The 14,239-nt window shown below is 36.8% G+C and carries 15 protein-coding genes; 13 read left to right on the top strand and 2 right to left on the bottom strand.

The genetic code is table 11. The annotated features are described in order from the left end of the window. Positions 1–55 precede the first annotated feature (55 nt). Positions 56–754 carry a DUF554 domain-containing protein gene (locus D0S48_RS12365; RefSeq protein ID WP_144540277.1) on the top strand — a complete coding sequence of 233 codons (699 nt, stop codon included), beginning with the start codon at positions 56–58 and terminating at the stop codon, positions 752–754. On the opposite strand, the gene yyaC is transcribed toward D0S48_RS12365, so the two are convergent. Beyond that, positions 716–1,309, bottom strand: a complete 594-nt coding sequence (yyaC, locus tag D0S48_RS12370; RefSeq protein WP_144540275.1) for a spore protease YyaC — start codon at positions 1,307–1,309, stop codon at positions 716–718. The two genes, D0S48_RS12365 and yyaC, sit on opposite strands and share 39 nt — an antisense overlap. A gap of 79 nt (positions 1,310–1,388) precedes the next feature. Here yyaC and D0S48_RS12375 point away from each other — a divergent pair, with 79 nt between their 5' ends. The 3 genes from D0S48_RS12375 (at position 1,389) to ychF (ending at position 3,639) form a co-directional block, all read left to right on the top strand. After that, entirely contained in the window at positions 1,389–2,243 is an 855-nt protein-coding gene (locus D0S48_RS12375; RefSeq protein ID WP_144540273.1) for a mechanosensitive ion channel family protein, read from the top strand. A gap of 9 nt (positions 2,244–2,252) precedes the next feature. Continuing rightward, positions 2,253–2,453: a DUF951 domain-containing protein gene (locus tag D0S48_RS12380; RefSeq protein ID WP_144540271.1), complete on the top strand. Its 201-nt coding sequence runs from the start codon at positions 2,253–2,255 to the stop codon at positions 2,451–2,453. A gap of 85 nt (positions 2,454–2,538) precedes the next feature. Continuing rightward, on the top strand, positions 2,539–3,639 hold the full coding sequence (ychF, locus tag D0S48_RS12385) for a redox-regulated ATPase YchF (protein WP_144540269.1): 1,101 nt from the start codon (positions 2,539–2,541) through the stop codon (positions 3,637–3,639). Between the two features lie 54 nt (positions 3,640–3,693). On the opposite strand, the gene D0S48_RS12390 is transcribed toward ychF, so the two are convergent. Further along, positions 3,694–4,251, bottom strand: a complete 558-nt coding sequence (locus D0S48_RS12390) for a DUF3267 domain-containing protein (protein ID WP_225216057.1) — start codon at positions 4,249–4,251, stop codon at positions 3,694–3,696. Positions 4,252–4,419: 168 nt separating this feature from the next. On the opposite strand from D0S48_RS12390, the gene rpsF reads away from it, so the two are divergent. From rpsF to D0S48_RS12435, 9 genes are all read left to right on the top strand, one after another. Beyond that, a complete protein-coding gene (gene rpsF, locus D0S48_RS12395; RefSeq protein WP_144540267.1) occupies positions 4,420–4,710 on the top strand; it encodes a 30S ribosomal protein S6 in 291 nt (96 codons plus the stop codon). 41 nt (positions 4,711–4,751) lie between these two features. Next, positions 4,752–5,252 carry a single-stranded DNA-binding protein gene (gene ssb, locus D0S48_RS12400; RefSeq protein ID WP_144540265.1) on the top strand — a complete coding sequence of 167 codons (501 nt, stop codon included), beginning with the start codon at positions 4,752–4,754 and terminating at the stop codon, positions 5,250–5,252. A gap of 46 nt (positions 5,253–5,298) precedes the next feature. Beyond that, positions 5,299–5,535 carry a 30S ribosomal protein S18 gene (gene rpsR / locus D0S48_RS12405; RefSeq protein ID WP_142540806.1) on the top strand — a complete coding sequence of 79 codons (237 nt, stop codon included), beginning with the start codon at positions 5,299–5,301 and terminating at the stop codon, positions 5,533–5,535. Positions 5,536–5,889: 354 nt separating this feature from the next. Next, positions 5,890–6,831, top strand: a complete 942-nt coding sequence (locus D0S48_RS12410; protein ID WP_144540263.1) for a YybS family protein — start codon at positions 5,890–5,892, stop codon at positions 6,829–6,831. A 12-nt stretch (positions 6,832–6,843) separates the two neighbouring features. Then, positions 6,844–8,820: a DHH family phosphoesterase gene (locus D0S48_RS12415; protein WP_151111906.1), complete on the top strand. Its 1,977-nt coding sequence runs from the start codon at positions 6,844–6,846 to the stop codon at positions 8,818–8,820. Continuing rightward, on the top strand, positions 8,817–9,266 hold the full coding sequence (gene rplI / locus D0S48_RS12420; protein ID WP_144540261.1) for a 50S ribosomal protein L9: 450 nt from the start codon (positions 8,817–8,819) through the stop codon (positions 9,264–9,266). The genes D0S48_RS12415 and rplI overlap by 4 nt, the downstream gene beginning before the upstream one ends. 12 nt (positions 9,267–9,278) lie before the next feature. Continuing rightward, positions 9,279–10,634: a replicative DNA helicase gene (dnaB, locus tag D0S48_RS12425; protein ID WP_144540259.1), complete on the top strand. Its 1,356-nt coding sequence runs from the start codon at positions 9,279–9,281 to the stop codon at positions 10,632–10,634. Between the two features lie 138 nt (positions 10,635–10,772). Next, positions 10,773–12,059 (top strand): adenylosuccinate synthase, encoded by a 1,287-nt coding sequence (locus tag D0S48_RS12430; RefSeq protein ID WP_151111908.1) that lies wholly within the window; start codon positions 10,773–10,775, stop codon positions 12,057–12,059. 345 nt (positions 12,060–12,404) lie between these two features. Beyond that, complete coding sequence (locus D0S48_RS12435; protein WP_151111910.1) at positions 12,405–13,880, top strand: M23 family metallopeptidase; 1,476 nt, start codon at positions 12,405–12,407, stop codon at positions 13,878–13,880. Positions 13,881–14,239: the final 359 nt, after the last annotated feature.

Below are 14,239 nucleotides of genomic sequence, written 5' to 3' on the forward strand. Positions count from 1 at the left end.
TTTCTGGGGCAACCTGGAGATAGGTTATATTTTTAGGATGAAAAGAGGATAAGTAATGGTATTATTCGGGGCATTGATCAATGCATTACTAATTATAATTGGTTCACTAATTGGTCGACTTTTAAAGGGAATTCCAGAAAATATGAAACAGACCGTTATGTATGCTATTGGTATAGTTGTTATAGTAATGGGTGTTCAAATGGGATTGGAAAGTAGTAATTTCGTCATTATCATTATCTGTATCGTCCTTGGAGCAGTAGTTGGAGAATGGATTGACATAGATAAGTGGATTAACAGGCTCGGCCAAATGATAGAACTAAAATTTGGTTCTAAAAAACAGGATGGAAGTATTGCCCAAGGATTTGTTACAAGTACTTTAATCTTTGTTATCGGAGCTATGGGAGTTTTAGGCGCTTTAAATAGTGGTCTGCAAAATGATCATGATTTGTTAGTAAGTAAAGGAATCATAGATGGTTTTACCGCAGTTATTCTTTCTGCAACTTTAGGAATAGGAGTTATACTGTCATCAATTCCCGTTGTAGTATATCAAGGAGCAATCGCGTTGTTAGCTACTCAAATAACAAGATTAGTACCAGAAGCTGCACTTGAAATGTTTCTTCAGGAAATGACAGCTGCTGGTGGAATTATGATTATAGGAATTGGGACGAATTTATTAGGACTGACTAAAATTAGAGTCGCAAATCTATTGCCTTGTTTAGTTTTTGTTGGTATTGTAGTTGCTATTATTTTTTAAATTATATCTATGCCAAGCAAGGAGGAGGGAACGAGAAATTACTTTTCCCATCTCAAAAGTAAGGTTTAGACGTGTGCTTTGCAATACATTATATTCCATGAAACCACCTATGTTAACAATTGCTTTAATAGAAATTTCTCCAATGGGAGGTAAGTCTTTTTTTACAGCTTTACCTGGATAAAGAGGTCCGGGGTGGATAATTATTTCACCGATGTTATTCGCATTTCCTAAGCAGGCATCAATTGCAACGATAAAAGGCTTATCCGGTGAGTTATAAAGGGTATTGGTAGTTTCCTCTAAATTCAATGCATGAAGGGGATTATCCAATGTCCCTACAATTTCAAAAGGAAAAGAAACGAGCTGAGTTAAAAAAGACCCGGTCATTGGCCCCAAGGCATCTCCAGTAGAGCGATCTGTACCAATACAACAAAAAACAAGATTTGTATGATCAAAAGGAATATATTCTAAAAAGTAATTGCTTAATCGCCAAATAACGCCAGTTTCTTTATAATAGATAGTGGAGACTTGAGGGATCGAGTTGAGTTGAGAAGTCATATATATATAAACTCGCTTTCTTTTTTTAAATTAGTATATGCCTTGAAGAAAATATTTATTCAATGAGGTGGAGATTACAATGACTGCAATGTATCAACGAGTAGAAGCATACATACTAGATGAGAAAAATTGGATAGATTTAGGGCTAATATGTATTAAAATATTTTTTATTCTAATTCTTGCAACAGTCGTTATTAGAATTGGTAAAACGGTTATTAATAGAGTTTTTACAGTAAGACAAAGAAGCCCTTTAAGATATTCAGAAAGAAGACAAAATACACTAATAAAATTATTAGAAAATATTTTAACTTATGCAGTATATTTCACAGCAATTCTAGCAATTTTATCTACTTTTCATATTGATGTAAGGGGGTTAATTGCAGGAGCGGGAGTGATAGGCTTAGCGATAGGATTTGGCGCACAAAGCTTAGTAAAGGATGTTATTACTGGTTTTTTCATTGTATTTGAGGATCAGTTTGCCGTAGGAGATGAGGTACAAATCGGAACCTCCAGAGGTATAGTAGAAGAAATAGGTTTAAGGACAACTAAAGTCAAAAGCCCAATTGGGGAGCTTTTTATCATACCGAATGGGACAATATCTAACGTAGTTAACTATTCCGTTTTCAATACCATTGTTCTGATTGATATAAAGGTATCTTATGAATCAGATATTCAGGCAGTAGAGAAAATGTTGAGGGGTTTTTTGGGAAGTTTAAATACTAAGTATGAAGAGCTTGTGAAAGTTCCAGAGATATTAGGGGTGCAGGAAATATCATCAGATGATTTAGTGCTTAGAATTGGAGTAGAGACCATCCCAATAATGCAGGATGACATTGCAAGAAAAATTAGAAGAGACCTTAAGGAATTTTTAGAGCAATCTGGTGTAGATATTCCATATCCAATTGTCGTACGCAATGCAAAAAATGATGAGTAGGTGAGGTTAATGGAGAGAAAACAATTTCAATTGAATGACATTGTGGAGATGAAGAAACAACATCCATGTGGAACTAATCGCTGGAAGGTCATTCGATTAGGTGCAGACATTCGTATAAAATGTGAAGGATGCCAGCATAGCGTTATGATTCCGCGTGTAGAGTTTGAAAAGAAAATGAAAAAAGTGCTAGTTAAAGCAGAAGCAGAGTAAAGATAGACTTTTACCTTTAAAATAACTATAATAGACAGGTTAAAAGGAATCCGGTTAGTAAGAAAATTGAAGGGTTGTGACATATATGGCATTAACAGCAGGGATTGTCGGTTTACCAAATGTAGGGAAATCTACATTATTTAATGCAATAACAAAAGCAGGGGCTTTAGCTGCAAATTATCCGTTTGCGACAATTGATCCAAATGTGGGGATCGTTGAAGTACCAGATGCTCGTTTAGATAAATTAACAGAGTTAGTAGTTCCAAAGAAAACAGTACCGACTGCATTTGAATTTACAGATATTGCAGGTATTGTAGCAGGGGCTAGTAAAGGAGAAGGACTTGGAAACAAGTTTTTAGCACATATCCGTGAAGTAGATGCAATTTGTCAAGTTGTTCGTTGTTTTCAAGACGACAATATTACGCATGTTGCGGGCAAAGTAGATCCAATCTCTGACATAGAGGTTATTAATTTGGAATTAATCTTAGCGGATTTAGAAAGTGTGGATAAACGCTTATCTCGAGTAGCTAAGATGGCGAAACAAAAAGATAAAGAAGCAATGGTTGAAGAGCCAATTTTAACTCGTTTAAAAGAAGCATTTGAAGAAGGTAAGTCTGGTCGCTCAGTAGATTTTTCAGAGGATGAGTTGCGAGTTGTAAAAGGCCTTCACTTATTAACGATAAAACCAATGCTTTATGTAGCAAATGTATCTGAGGATGACATTATGGAATCAGAAGATAATGAGTATGTACAAAAAGTACGTGCATTTGCAGCAGAAGAGGGAGCTCAAGTTATCGTAGTATGTGCGAAAATTGAGGAAGAGATGGCAGCTTTAGAGGACGATGAGAAACAAATGTTCTTAGAAGAGCTAGGTATTCAAGAGTCTGGTTTAGATCAGCTTATTAAAGCTTCTTATTCTTTACTTGGACTGGCTACTTACTTTACAGCAGGAGTCCAAGAGGTACGTGCTTGGACATTCCGTAAGGGTATGAAGGCACCACAATGTGCTGGAGTAATTCACTCTGACTTTGAAAAAGGCTTCATTCGTGCAGAAACAGTTGCATACGATGATTTGGTTGACGCTGGTTCAATGTCCGCTGCTAAAGAAGCAGGGAAGGTTCGTTTAGAGGGTAAAGAGTATATTGTACAAGATGGGGACGTAATGTTATTCCGTTTCAACGTTTAAGTTGTATTGTATAAGCTTAATAGCAACTAAATTCTAAAGTAAAAACCGGTCTGCTTATGCGGACCGGTTTTCTTCTATAACGTATAGGATTGGTAGAGCAGGATCATCTTTAATAAGAATATCATTAGGATATTTTCTCAATTTTCTATACATAGCAAAGTCGCCAGCAGCACCGGCTACTAACCATGCACCTAAAAGCACAAGGAGAGGAGATTCAATACCATAACCAAATAACATAGGGATAATTCCTGTTGTCCAAAAGGGAAGTAAGAGAGCTTTTTTCATCGATTTATTAGGAATGGGAATAGAGGTAGTTGCATAGGCAACCCCTAATTTAAGATTGACACCATAATCCATCTTGTTCCAGGGTACCTTTCCAAAGGCCCAAAACCCGATTAAATGGAATGCTTCATGTAACACAATTAACAGGAGATATCCTATAAGAAATAAGAAGATTCCTAAGAGACTAAAATTAATCTCAAATTCTTTATAAACTAAAATATATATTATTAAGCCTAATAAGGAAAAGACTATGGTCATCCATAAACTTTGCCAAGCTACCTTTTTAATATCAATCTCTATTATTGTTAGAATAGAATCTTTTTTCTCCAATACAATTCCCCCTTTTATACAAATATACATTAATAAATAAAATAAGAACAATCTCTCCTTGAAAAAAATAACAGCTTGTGGTACAATAAGTTGATGTGAGTAATATCATTACTTGCTCCTTGTCGGCTGGTGACAGTTCGACCAAAGACCATAGGGAGGTGTAAATAGATGAGAAAGTACGAATTAATGTACATTATCCAACCAGCAATCGAAGAAGATGCAAAGAAGGCTTTAGTTGAGCGTTTCAATGAAATCTTAACTTCAAATGGTGCTGAGATCATCGAAGCTAAAGAGTGGGGTAAACGCCGCTTAGCTTACGAAATCAATGACTTACGTGAAGGTTTCTACCAAATCGTTAAAGTAAACGCTGATTCTAGAGCAATCGATGAATACATTCGTTTAGCTAACATCAATGAAGACATTATCCGTCACATTGCTGTTCGTATCGACGATAAATAAGAAAATCGACTATCATGCTGAACGAGGGAGGTTATTAACTGATGATTAACCGTGTCGTATTAGTTGGAAGACTAACAAAAGATCCGGAACTTCGATATACGCCAAGTGGTGTTGCAATGGCTAGATTTACACTTGCTGTAAATCGTACATTCTCTAACCAACAAGGCGAAAGAGAAGCTGATTTTATCAACTGTGTCGTTTGGAGAAAACAAGCGGAAAACACAGCCAATTTCTTGAAAAAAGGAAGCTTGGCAGGTGTAGAAGGGCGTATTCAAACGGGTAGTTATGAAGGACAAGATGGGAAACGTGTTTATACGACAGACGTTGTCGCAGACAGCGTTCAGTTCTTAGAACCACGCGGTAGCTCTGGTGATCGTGGCCAAGGTGGACAATCATATGGCGGCGGACAACAACAGAACTCTTATCCGACATATCAGCAAAACCAACCAATGAATCAGCAAAACTATACACGTGTAGATGAAGATCCATTTGGAAATAGTAGTGGTCCGATTGAAGTATCTGATGACGACCTACCATTCTAAAATCTTATTGCACGTTTTACTTTAATCGAAAAGGAGGCAACCTATTATGGCACCACGTCGCGGAGGCAAAAGACGCCGTAAAGTTTGTTACTTCACTGCTAACAACATCACACACATCGATTATAAAGATGTAGATTTGTTGAAAAAATTCGTGTCAGAACGTGGGAAAATTCTTCCACGTCGTGTGACAGGAACTAGCGCGAAGTACCAACGTAAGTTAACACGAGCTATCAAAGTATCTCGTATCATGGCTTTACTTCCATTCTCTTCTGAAGAGAGATAAGTATATAAATCGAAGACCGGGAAACCGGTCTTTTTTTGTTCTCTTTTTTAAAGGATAGGAACTATCATTTAACCTTTTGGATTTAATAATTTATTGTCTATACCCTATTAATGTATTGTTACTGGTTTTAACACCTTGAGACAAATTTAGCGGAACAGATTAAACAATTGTGAACAATGGGTGATGGCTTAAGGAAAGCAACCATACGTGATTCATAAACTATAAGAGAATAGGTATGTAGTATAAGAAACTATCTTTATATGGAGTCACATAGGCTTTTCATATCATGTAATTTTAGTTGTACTTGAAAATCTGTTACAATGGATAGATGATTATAATAAAGGAAGGTCGATCATGCAAAAGAATCAGTCAAGCTATTTAACGTTTGGATCTTTAATGATTGCACTATTTGCTATTCTCATAGCAATGTCTGTGTATGTTCCGATTCTAACAATTATCACATCCTTAATAGCACCCTTACCGTTAGCTTGGTATAGTGCAAAATTTGAAAGAAAAGAATCGCTACTTGTTATGGTTGTAGCAATATTTATATCTTTTATTATTGGAGGTATAGTAGGTTTAACACTTGGATTAGTTGTAGGGCCAGTTGGTTTTATAATAGGAGATTCTTTACGAAAAAAGCAGTCCAAGCTATACATGCTAATGGCTGCAGGAATATTCGTACTACTCATGACTGCTGTGCAATACATAATTTCTATTTTAGTTTTAAATATGAATCTGATAGAGCAATTTTTAGAGGGTACTAAAATATACTACGAGCAAGCGGGAAAAATACTGGAGACAGCTGGCCAAAAACCAAAGAACTACGATGAGATGGTTAAACAAATTATAATAGCATTCGAAGCAATGTTGCCAACGCTCTTTATTTTAATGGCGTTTTTCCAGGCATTTGTTTATGTATCTATTCTTTTACCCATCCTAAAGAAGTTAAAAGTACCAGTTCCAAAATTTCCTAAATATATGTATTTTAAATTACCAAAAGCAGTGTTGTGGTATTATTTAGTTGTAGCAATCATCTCCTTAGTCACTACATTTGAGGTAGGGACCTTTAGCTATATGCTAATCATAAATGCGACCTTCCTTTTAAGAGCATTACTGTTGTTACAAGGGATTTCGATTATTCAATATTATTTTCATGTACAGGGTTGGCCAAAGTGGAGTGCTATTTTAGCCACTTTTTTAGCAATTCCCCTAAATTCATTTGTAATAATCCTAGGTGTTTTAGATTTAGGATTTAATTTGCGAGCATATTTAAAAGACAGATTTAAGAAATAAGGAGCTGATCCAGTGGCGTCTTTTTTTAGAAAACGACCAATACGATATCCACTAATATTGTTTATGCTTCTCAGTGGAGTTGCATCTTATTTGCTTCTGTCTAACAACCTTTTAGTTGGATTACTATTTGCTCTCTTGGTTGTGGGAGTTTTTATATACGCTTGGGTAATTGAAAAGCGTGTTTATGAAGAGACAGAAAGGCATATAGAGACTCTTTCTTACCGTATGAAAAAGGTAGGGGAAGAGGCATTGCTTGAAATGCCAATAGGAATTATTTTGATAAATGACCAGCATATAATCGAATGGGCAAATCCCTATATGACTCAAAAGTTACCATTTGATACGATTATAGGGGAGGAGTTACTTTCCATATCTTCTGACTTTCAGCAGCTACTCAAGCAGGATGATTCAAAGGAAATGGTCATTTCTCTAGATGAACATGACTATAAGGTATTTTACAAGGCAGAGGAAAAGCTTCTATATTTCTTTGATATCACTGAGCAAGTTGAAATGGAATCACTTTACTATGGAGATCGAACTGTGATTGGTGTATTATTTATCGATAATTATGATGAGATATCGCAAGGCATGGACGATCAAACAAGAGGCCAATTAAACAGTATTGTTACTTCTACTGTAAATAATTGGGGAGCTAAACATGGGATATACGTTAAAAGAATATCGTCTGATCGTTTTTTAGCAGTTTTCAATGAATCCATTTTGTTGGAAGTGGAAAAAAGCAAATTCTCCATTTTGGATGATATCAGGGAAACTACCTCTAAGTTTGGATTCTCTTTAACACTTAGCGTTGGGGTGGGTGCAGGATCTACCTCTCTTGTAGAATTAGGAGAGCTTGCACAATCGAGTCTAGATTTAGTGCTTGGCCGTGGAGGTGACCAGGTTGCTATTAAGCACCCTAATGGAAAAGTGAAGTTCTATGGAGGCAAAACTAATCCAGTAGAGAAACGTACACGTGTTAGAGCAAGGGTGATCTCACATGCAATGAGAGATTTGATACAGGACAGCGATCAGGTACTCGTAATGGGTCATAAGTTCCCGGATATGGATGCGATTGGCTCAGCCGTAGGTGTAAGAAAGATGGTTGAGATGAACAAGATAGATGGCTACGTCGTGATTGATTTTAACGAGTTGGATAAAAGTGTACTTCGTCTAATGGACGAAATTAAAGAAAAACCTGATTTATATAAACGTTTTATTAGCCCTGAAGAGGCTATCAATAAAATGACTGAAAAGACTTTATTAGTTGTAGTAGATACCCATAAACCAAGTATGGTTATTGATGAAAAATTACTTCAAAAAGCTGAAAAAGTTGTAGTAATCGATCATCATCGTCGTGGAGAAGAGTTTATAACGAATACCATGCTTGTCTATATGGAGCCATATGCATCATCTACTTCAGAGTTGGTCACTGAGCTAATCGAATACCAACCGAAAAACGAAAAAATCACTATGCTAGAGGCTACATCTATGCTAGCAGGTATAATTGTTGATACGAAAAGTTTCACGCTTCGTACAGGGGCTAGAACGTTTGAGGCGGCCTCTTATCTTAGAACCCATGGAGCAGATACCATTTTGGTCCAACGCCTCTTAAAAGAGGATTTAGACACGTATATCGAACGCTCCAAAATTGTGCAGAACGTTGAATTCTTTAGAGAAGGAATTGCTATAGCACATGGAGATGAAGACACTAACTATAGCCAAGTGCTGCTTGCCCAGACTGCAGATATACTTTTAGCAATGAATAACGTATCAGCTTCCTTTGTAATAGGTCATAGAAGTGATTCTTCCGTAGCAATAAGTGCAAGGTCACTTGGTGAAGTAAATGTTCAAATAGTGATGGAAAAATTAAATGGTGGAGGGCATCTAACTAATGCCGCTACCCAACTAACAGATATAACAGTTCCAGAGGCTATTAATCAATTAAAACTAGCTATAATGGAAACAATCGAAGGAGGAAACGCAGAATGAAAGTAGTATTTTTAAAAGATGTTAAAGGTAAAGGTAAAAAAGGCGAGATTAAGAATGTAGCAGATGGTTATGCACACAATTTTTTGATCAAAAATAAACTTGCTGTGGAAGCAAATACAGCTGCAATTAGCGCTTTGGAGGGACAAAAGAAAAAGTCTGAAAAAGAAGCAGCAGAAGAATTAGCCGAAGCAAAAAAATTAAAAGAAAAGTTAGAACAGCTAACAGTTGAACTAAAAGCAAAATCAGGTAATGATGGCAGACTATTTGGTTCTGTTACTACTAAACAGGTTGCTGCACAATTAGATAAAGTTCATGGGATTAAAATAGATAAACGTAAAATGGAATTAGATGATGCAATTCGTGCTTTAGGATACACAAATGTACCTGTTAAGTTACACCACGAGGTAGTAGCAACATTAAAGGTGCATGTATCTGAAGAAGCGTAAGGAGAGAATTTTATGAGCGATCCATTATTGGACCGTGTCCCCCCACATAATCAAGAAGCTGAACAATCGGTCCTTGGAGCAATATTTTTAGAACCACAAGCTTTAATAACTGCAGCAGAGATCGTTATGCCAGAAGATTTTTATCGGGTAGCTCATCAAAAAATATTCCAAACGATGCTTCGCCTGAGTGATCAAGGGAAAGCAATTGATGTAGTAACGGTCACAGAAGAATTATCTTCTAAGAAGGAACTTGAAGATGTAGGAGGCATTTCCTACATCAGTGAAATAGCAAATGCTGTTCCTACTGCCGCTAATATAGGCCACTATGCAAAAATTGTGGAGGAAAAGTCAATTCTTCGCCGTCTTATACGAGTGGCTACGACCATAGTAGAAGATGGGTTTACGCGAGAAGACGAGGTAGAGGCGCTTTTATCCGAAGCAGAAAGAAAAATGATGGAGGTTGCCAATCGAAAGAATGCTGGTGACTTTAAACATATTAAAGATGTATTGGTAGAAACCTATGACAATATTGAAAAACTGCATACTAGAAAAGGTGACGTAACTGGTATTCCTACTGGTTTCCGTGATTTAGATCGTATTACGGCAGGGTTTCAACGTAACGATCTTATCATTGTAGCGGCACGTCCTTCTGTAGGAAAAACAGCTTTCGCGTTGAATGTAGCCCAAAACGTGGCTACGAAAACTGACGAGAACGTTGCAATCTTTAGTTTGGAGATGGGTGCTGAACAGCTTGTAATGCGTATGCTTTGTGCAGAGGGCAATATTGATGCTCAGGTGCTTAGAACAGGGGCCCTTACTACAGAGGATTGGCGCAAACTTACGATGGCGATGGGTAGTCTATCAAATGCTGGGATCTATATAGATGATACACCTGGTATAAGAGTAAATGAAATAAGAGCAAAGTGTAGACGACTGAAGCAGGAATCAGGTTTGGGAATGATTTTAATTGATTATTTGCAGCTTATTCAAGGAAGTGGCGGAAGCCAGGCGAATCGTCAACAAGAGGTTTCTGAAATCTCTCGTTCCTTAAAGGGTCTTGCTCGTGAGCTAAAAGTTCCTGTTATTGCCTTGTCTCAGCTGTCCCGTGGTGTAGAGCAACGACAAGATAAGAGACCAATGATGTCCGATTTACGTGAATCTGGATCGATTGAGCAAGATGCGGATATCGTTTCTTTCTTATATCGTGAGGATTATTACGATAAGGAAACAGAAAACCAGAACATGATTGAGATTATAATTGCTAAACAACGTAATGGTCCAACTGGAACCGTCACTTTAGCATTCGTGAAGGAATTCAATAAATTTGTTAATATTGATTGGAGCCAACACCAAGCTCCACCAGCATAAAGCAAACACGAACGAATTGATGAAGTAATTGTCAATTCGTTCGTGTTTTTTCGTTAAATTGGTTGACTATGGTAAAGATGATTGGTACAATAACACTGATTTTTAAACAGGACATGATGTCTGACGGAGGTGTTGGCAATGCCATCAGTAGTTGTAGTAGGAACCCAATGGGGAGACGAAGGAAAAGGCAAAATTACTGACTTTTTATCGGAACACTCAGAAGTAATCGCACGTTACCAAGGTGGAAATAATGCAGGTCATACAATTATTTTCGGAGGAGAGACTTATAAGTTACATTTAATTCCTTCCGGTATTTTTTATAAGGATAAAATCTCGGTGATCGGGAATGGAATGGTAGTCGATCCACGAGCGTTGGTAAAAGAATTAAAAGGATTGCATGATCGAGGAGTAACTACTGAAAATTTACGTATTTCTAATCGTGCCCATGTGATACTTCCTTATCATATAAAACAAGATGAAGTAGAGGAAGCACGTAGAGGTGCTAACAAAATAGGTACAACTGGTAAAGGTATTGGCCCTGCATATATGGACAAAGCTGCCAGAGTAGGGATTCGTATAGCAGACCTTCTGGACTATGGAGTGTTTAAAGAAAAGCTAGAACGTAATTTAGAAGAAAAAAATAGAATGTTTGAGAAATTCTATGAAACAAAAGGCTTTACTGTAGAAGAAATATTAGAAGAGTTTTATAGCTATGGACAAGAGATTGAAAAGTATGTAACCGATACTTCCAAAGTATTGAATGATGCACTCGACGAAGGCAGACGAGTACTTTTTGAAGGAGCACAAGGAGTCATGCTTGATATTGATCAAGGAACTTATCCTTTTGTTACTTCTTCTAATCCTGTTGCTGGTGGAGTAACAATTGGAGCAGGTGTGGGGCCAACAAAAATTTCTCATGTGGTAGGAGTTTGTAAAGCTTATACATCTCGTGTAGGAGATGGACCGTTCCCCACAGAGCTTTTTGATGAAGTGGGCAACCAAATAAGAGAAGTAGGAAAAGAATATGGAACGACAACAGGAAGACCACGCCGTATCGGTTGGTTTGACACAGTTGTAATCCGCCATGCTCAAAGGGTAAGTGGTTTAACGGATTTAACGGTAAATTCAATTGATGTACTAACCGGATTAGAAACCGTGAAAATCTGCACAGCCTATAAATTTAAGGATGAGCTTATTACGGAATATCCAGCAAATTTACGAATTCTTTCGGAATGCGAGCCAGTCTATGAGGAAATGCCAGGCTGGAATGAGGATATTACAAAATGTAAGACACTTGATGAACTTCCAGAAACAGCAAGACATTACCTAGAACGCATTTCTCAGTTAACAGGAGTTCCTATTTCTATCTTCTCTGTAGGACCAGATCGCACACAAACGAATATTATTTCTAGTGTTTGGAAATAAGTTTCTAAAAAAAACCGTCAAAAAGAAAATTTTGACGGTTTTTTTGTTGATTTTTGTAAGAATTTTTATTTATAAATCTATTAATGTGACAAATATAACAAAGATTCCAGTAGTATTATGTATGAGAAAGAAATTAATGGAGAAAAAGTAAAGAATATTAGAAAAAGAAACTAGAAAAAAGATTAATATTACCAATATAAAAGAAAAAATAGAAAATAATGGGTGTTAAAATACAATTTCTTTACAAGATTAAATATTGCTACACTTCCCTATTTCAAATATGTTAAATTAAAATAGTGTAAAAATGGAATAAAGGTTTTTAAATAGTTTGGAAGGAGCTTTATCATGTTTTGGAATAGAAAGAATGAGGAGCAGAAGAATAAATCACTTGCTGTTCTTTCAAACAGAAAATCAAATGTGGTTAAAAAAGCTACTATAACGGTTTTACTAACATCATCACTAACCTTTAATATGGCATTTGCCAATGAAGGAAACGACAAAGCACTAAAAGAAATTTATCATATATACTCAGAAGGTCAGTACATAGGAGCACTTTCCGATAAAAAAGAAATGGAAAATTTATTGGAACAAAAAGTTCAAGAGAGTAGCTCACAGTATGGCGCTCTTCCTTTAAAAGCAGGATCTAACTTGAAGGTAGTAGCCGAACAAGTATTTACTCCCTCGACGGATGACGAAACAACACTTCAAAAACTCAACGAGATAGTTAAAGTAGAAGCAACAGCATTTGCTTTGTCAGTCAATGACGAGATGGCGGTCTACGTCAAAGACATTGAAGCCTACCATGAAGCGATAAAAAAATTAAAGCTGCAGTTTATCACGGAAGAAGAGTTAGCTATACTGGAAGCTAAAAAAAGTGTTAGTGAAAATTTACCCGAATTACAAGTAAATGAAACACGAATCGCAGATATAATTTTAAAACAGGAAGTCTCAGGTGTAACTGCTAATGTAGCACCAGAAAAGATTGTTTCTGCTGATGAAGCTGTGAAGTTGCTTTTAGAAGGCACACTAGAACAGGAATCGTATAAAGTTCAATCTGGTGATGTGTTAGGTACTATCGCTAATAAACACAATTTAACCTCAGCAGAACTTTTAGCTATTAACCCTGAACTTACAGATTCAAGTGTATTACAGATTGGTCAAGAGATTAATGTCACAGTATTAAAGCCACTTATAAATATAGAAGTAGTTTATGAGAAAAAAGTAGAGGAAGTAATTCCTCATACAAAACAAGTCAAAGAAACAGATGAAATGTATAAAGGCGATACAAAGGTAAAGCAAGAGGGTTCCGATGGGAAAAGAGTAGCTACTTATTTGGTTCGTGAGGAAAACGGTGTACAAGTTGACCAGTCCGTTACGGAAGAAACTGTACTCGAACAACCAAAAGACAGTATCGTACTTAAAGGTACAAAGGTTATCCCTTCTCGAGGGTCAGGAGAATTTGCGTGGCCAGCCGAAGGGGGATACATTTCTAGCAAAATGGGATATCGTTGGGGTCGAAAGCATGAAGGTATAGACATTGCTCGTCCTAATGGATTTAACATAAAGGCTGCTGATAACGGAATTGTGGAAGCAGCTGGCTGGGATGGAACGTACGGAAATCGTGTAATTATTAATCATCAAAATGGCTACAAAACAACCTATGCACATCTTTCCTCTATTAGCGTGAGCGTTGGAGATGTGTTGCCACAAGGTTCAAAACTTGGCGTAATGGGAAGTACAGGACGCTCTACTGGAACTCACTTGCACTTTGAAGTGGAGAAGAATGGAGTAACGATTGATCCATTATCTATGTTAAACTAAATAATAAGTTAGAGACAGTCGCTAGCCGGCTGTCTTTTTATATATGATATCCTTCTAGATTTGTGCCAAGGGTAAATGAGGAATAACATTGGGCGCTGGGAGGCAATCCTTCACATTTTCTCTTTACTTCTTAGGAAAGGCACATAGACACTTACATTTCTCTATCTGGCTTTGCTAGACGGTAGTTAGAAGGAAATTTATTTCATAAAAATTTCCTGGGAAATATTTCGACAAAGCTCGACTTCTCATATACTACATCCTTCCTAGGATCTTTTCTTTAAGGATGCATGGAGAGAAAAAGAATGATAGAGTAATGATATATTAATTGTTTAAAATAATGTATTTGATTAAAATATAGC

Origin of the sequence: Psychrobacillus sp. AK 1817, assembly GCF_008807035.1 — a bacterium.
Lineage (GTDB): Bacteria > Bacillota > Bacilli > Bacillales_A > Planococcaceae > Psychrobacillus > Psychrobacillus faecigallinarum.

Excerpts from the sequence above, each read along its gene's own strand:
- D0S48_RS12365 (WP_144540277.1), top strand. The coding sequence starts at position 56 with ATGGTATTATTCGGGGCATTGATCAATGCATTACTAATTATAATTGGT.
- yyaC (WP_144540275.1), bottom strand. The coding sequence starts at position 1,309 with ATGACTTCTCAACTCAACTCGATCCCTCAAGTCTCCACTATCTATTAT.
- D0S48_RS12375 (WP_144540273.1), top strand. The coding sequence starts at position 1,389 with ATGACTGCAATGTATCAACGAGTAGAAGCATACATACTAGATGAGAAA.
- D0S48_RS12380 (WP_144540271.1), top strand. The coding sequence starts at position 2,253 with ATGGAGAGAAAACAATTTCAATTGAATGACATTGTGGAGATGAAGAAA.
- ychF (WP_144540269.1), top strand. The coding sequence starts at position 2,539 with ATGGCATTAACAGCAGGGATTGTCGGTTTACCAAATGTAGGGAAATCT.
- rpsF (WP_144540267.1), top strand. The coding sequence starts at position 4,420 with ATGAGAAAGTACGAATTAATGTACATTATCCAACCAGCAATCGAAGAA.
- ssb (WP_144540265.1), top strand. The coding sequence starts at position 4,752 with ATGATTAACCGTGTCGTATTAGTTGGAAGACTAACAAAAGATCCGGAA.
- rpsR (WP_142540806.1), top strand. The coding sequence starts at position 5,299 with ATGGCACCACGTCGCGGAGGCAAAAGACGCCGTAAAGTTTGTTACTTC.
- D0S48_RS12410 (WP_144540263.1), top strand. The coding sequence starts at position 5,890 with ATGCAAAAGAATCAGTCAAGCTATTTAACGTTTGGATCTTTAATGATT.
- rplI (WP_144540261.1), top strand. The coding sequence starts at position 8,817 with ATGAAAGTAGTATTTTTAAAAGATGTTAAAGGTAAAGGTAAAAAAGGC.
- dnaB (WP_144540259.1), top strand. The coding sequence starts at position 9,279 with ATGAGCGATCCATTATTGGACCGTGTCCCCCCACATAATCAAGAAGCT.
- D0S48_RS12430 (WP_151111908.1), top strand. The coding sequence starts at position 10,773 with ATGCCATCAGTAGTTGTAGTAGGAACCCAATGGGGAGACGAAGGAAAA.
- D0S48_RS12435 (WP_151111910.1), top strand. The coding sequence starts at position 12,405 with ATGTTTTGGAATAGAAAGAATGAGGAGCAGAAGAATAAATCACTTGCT.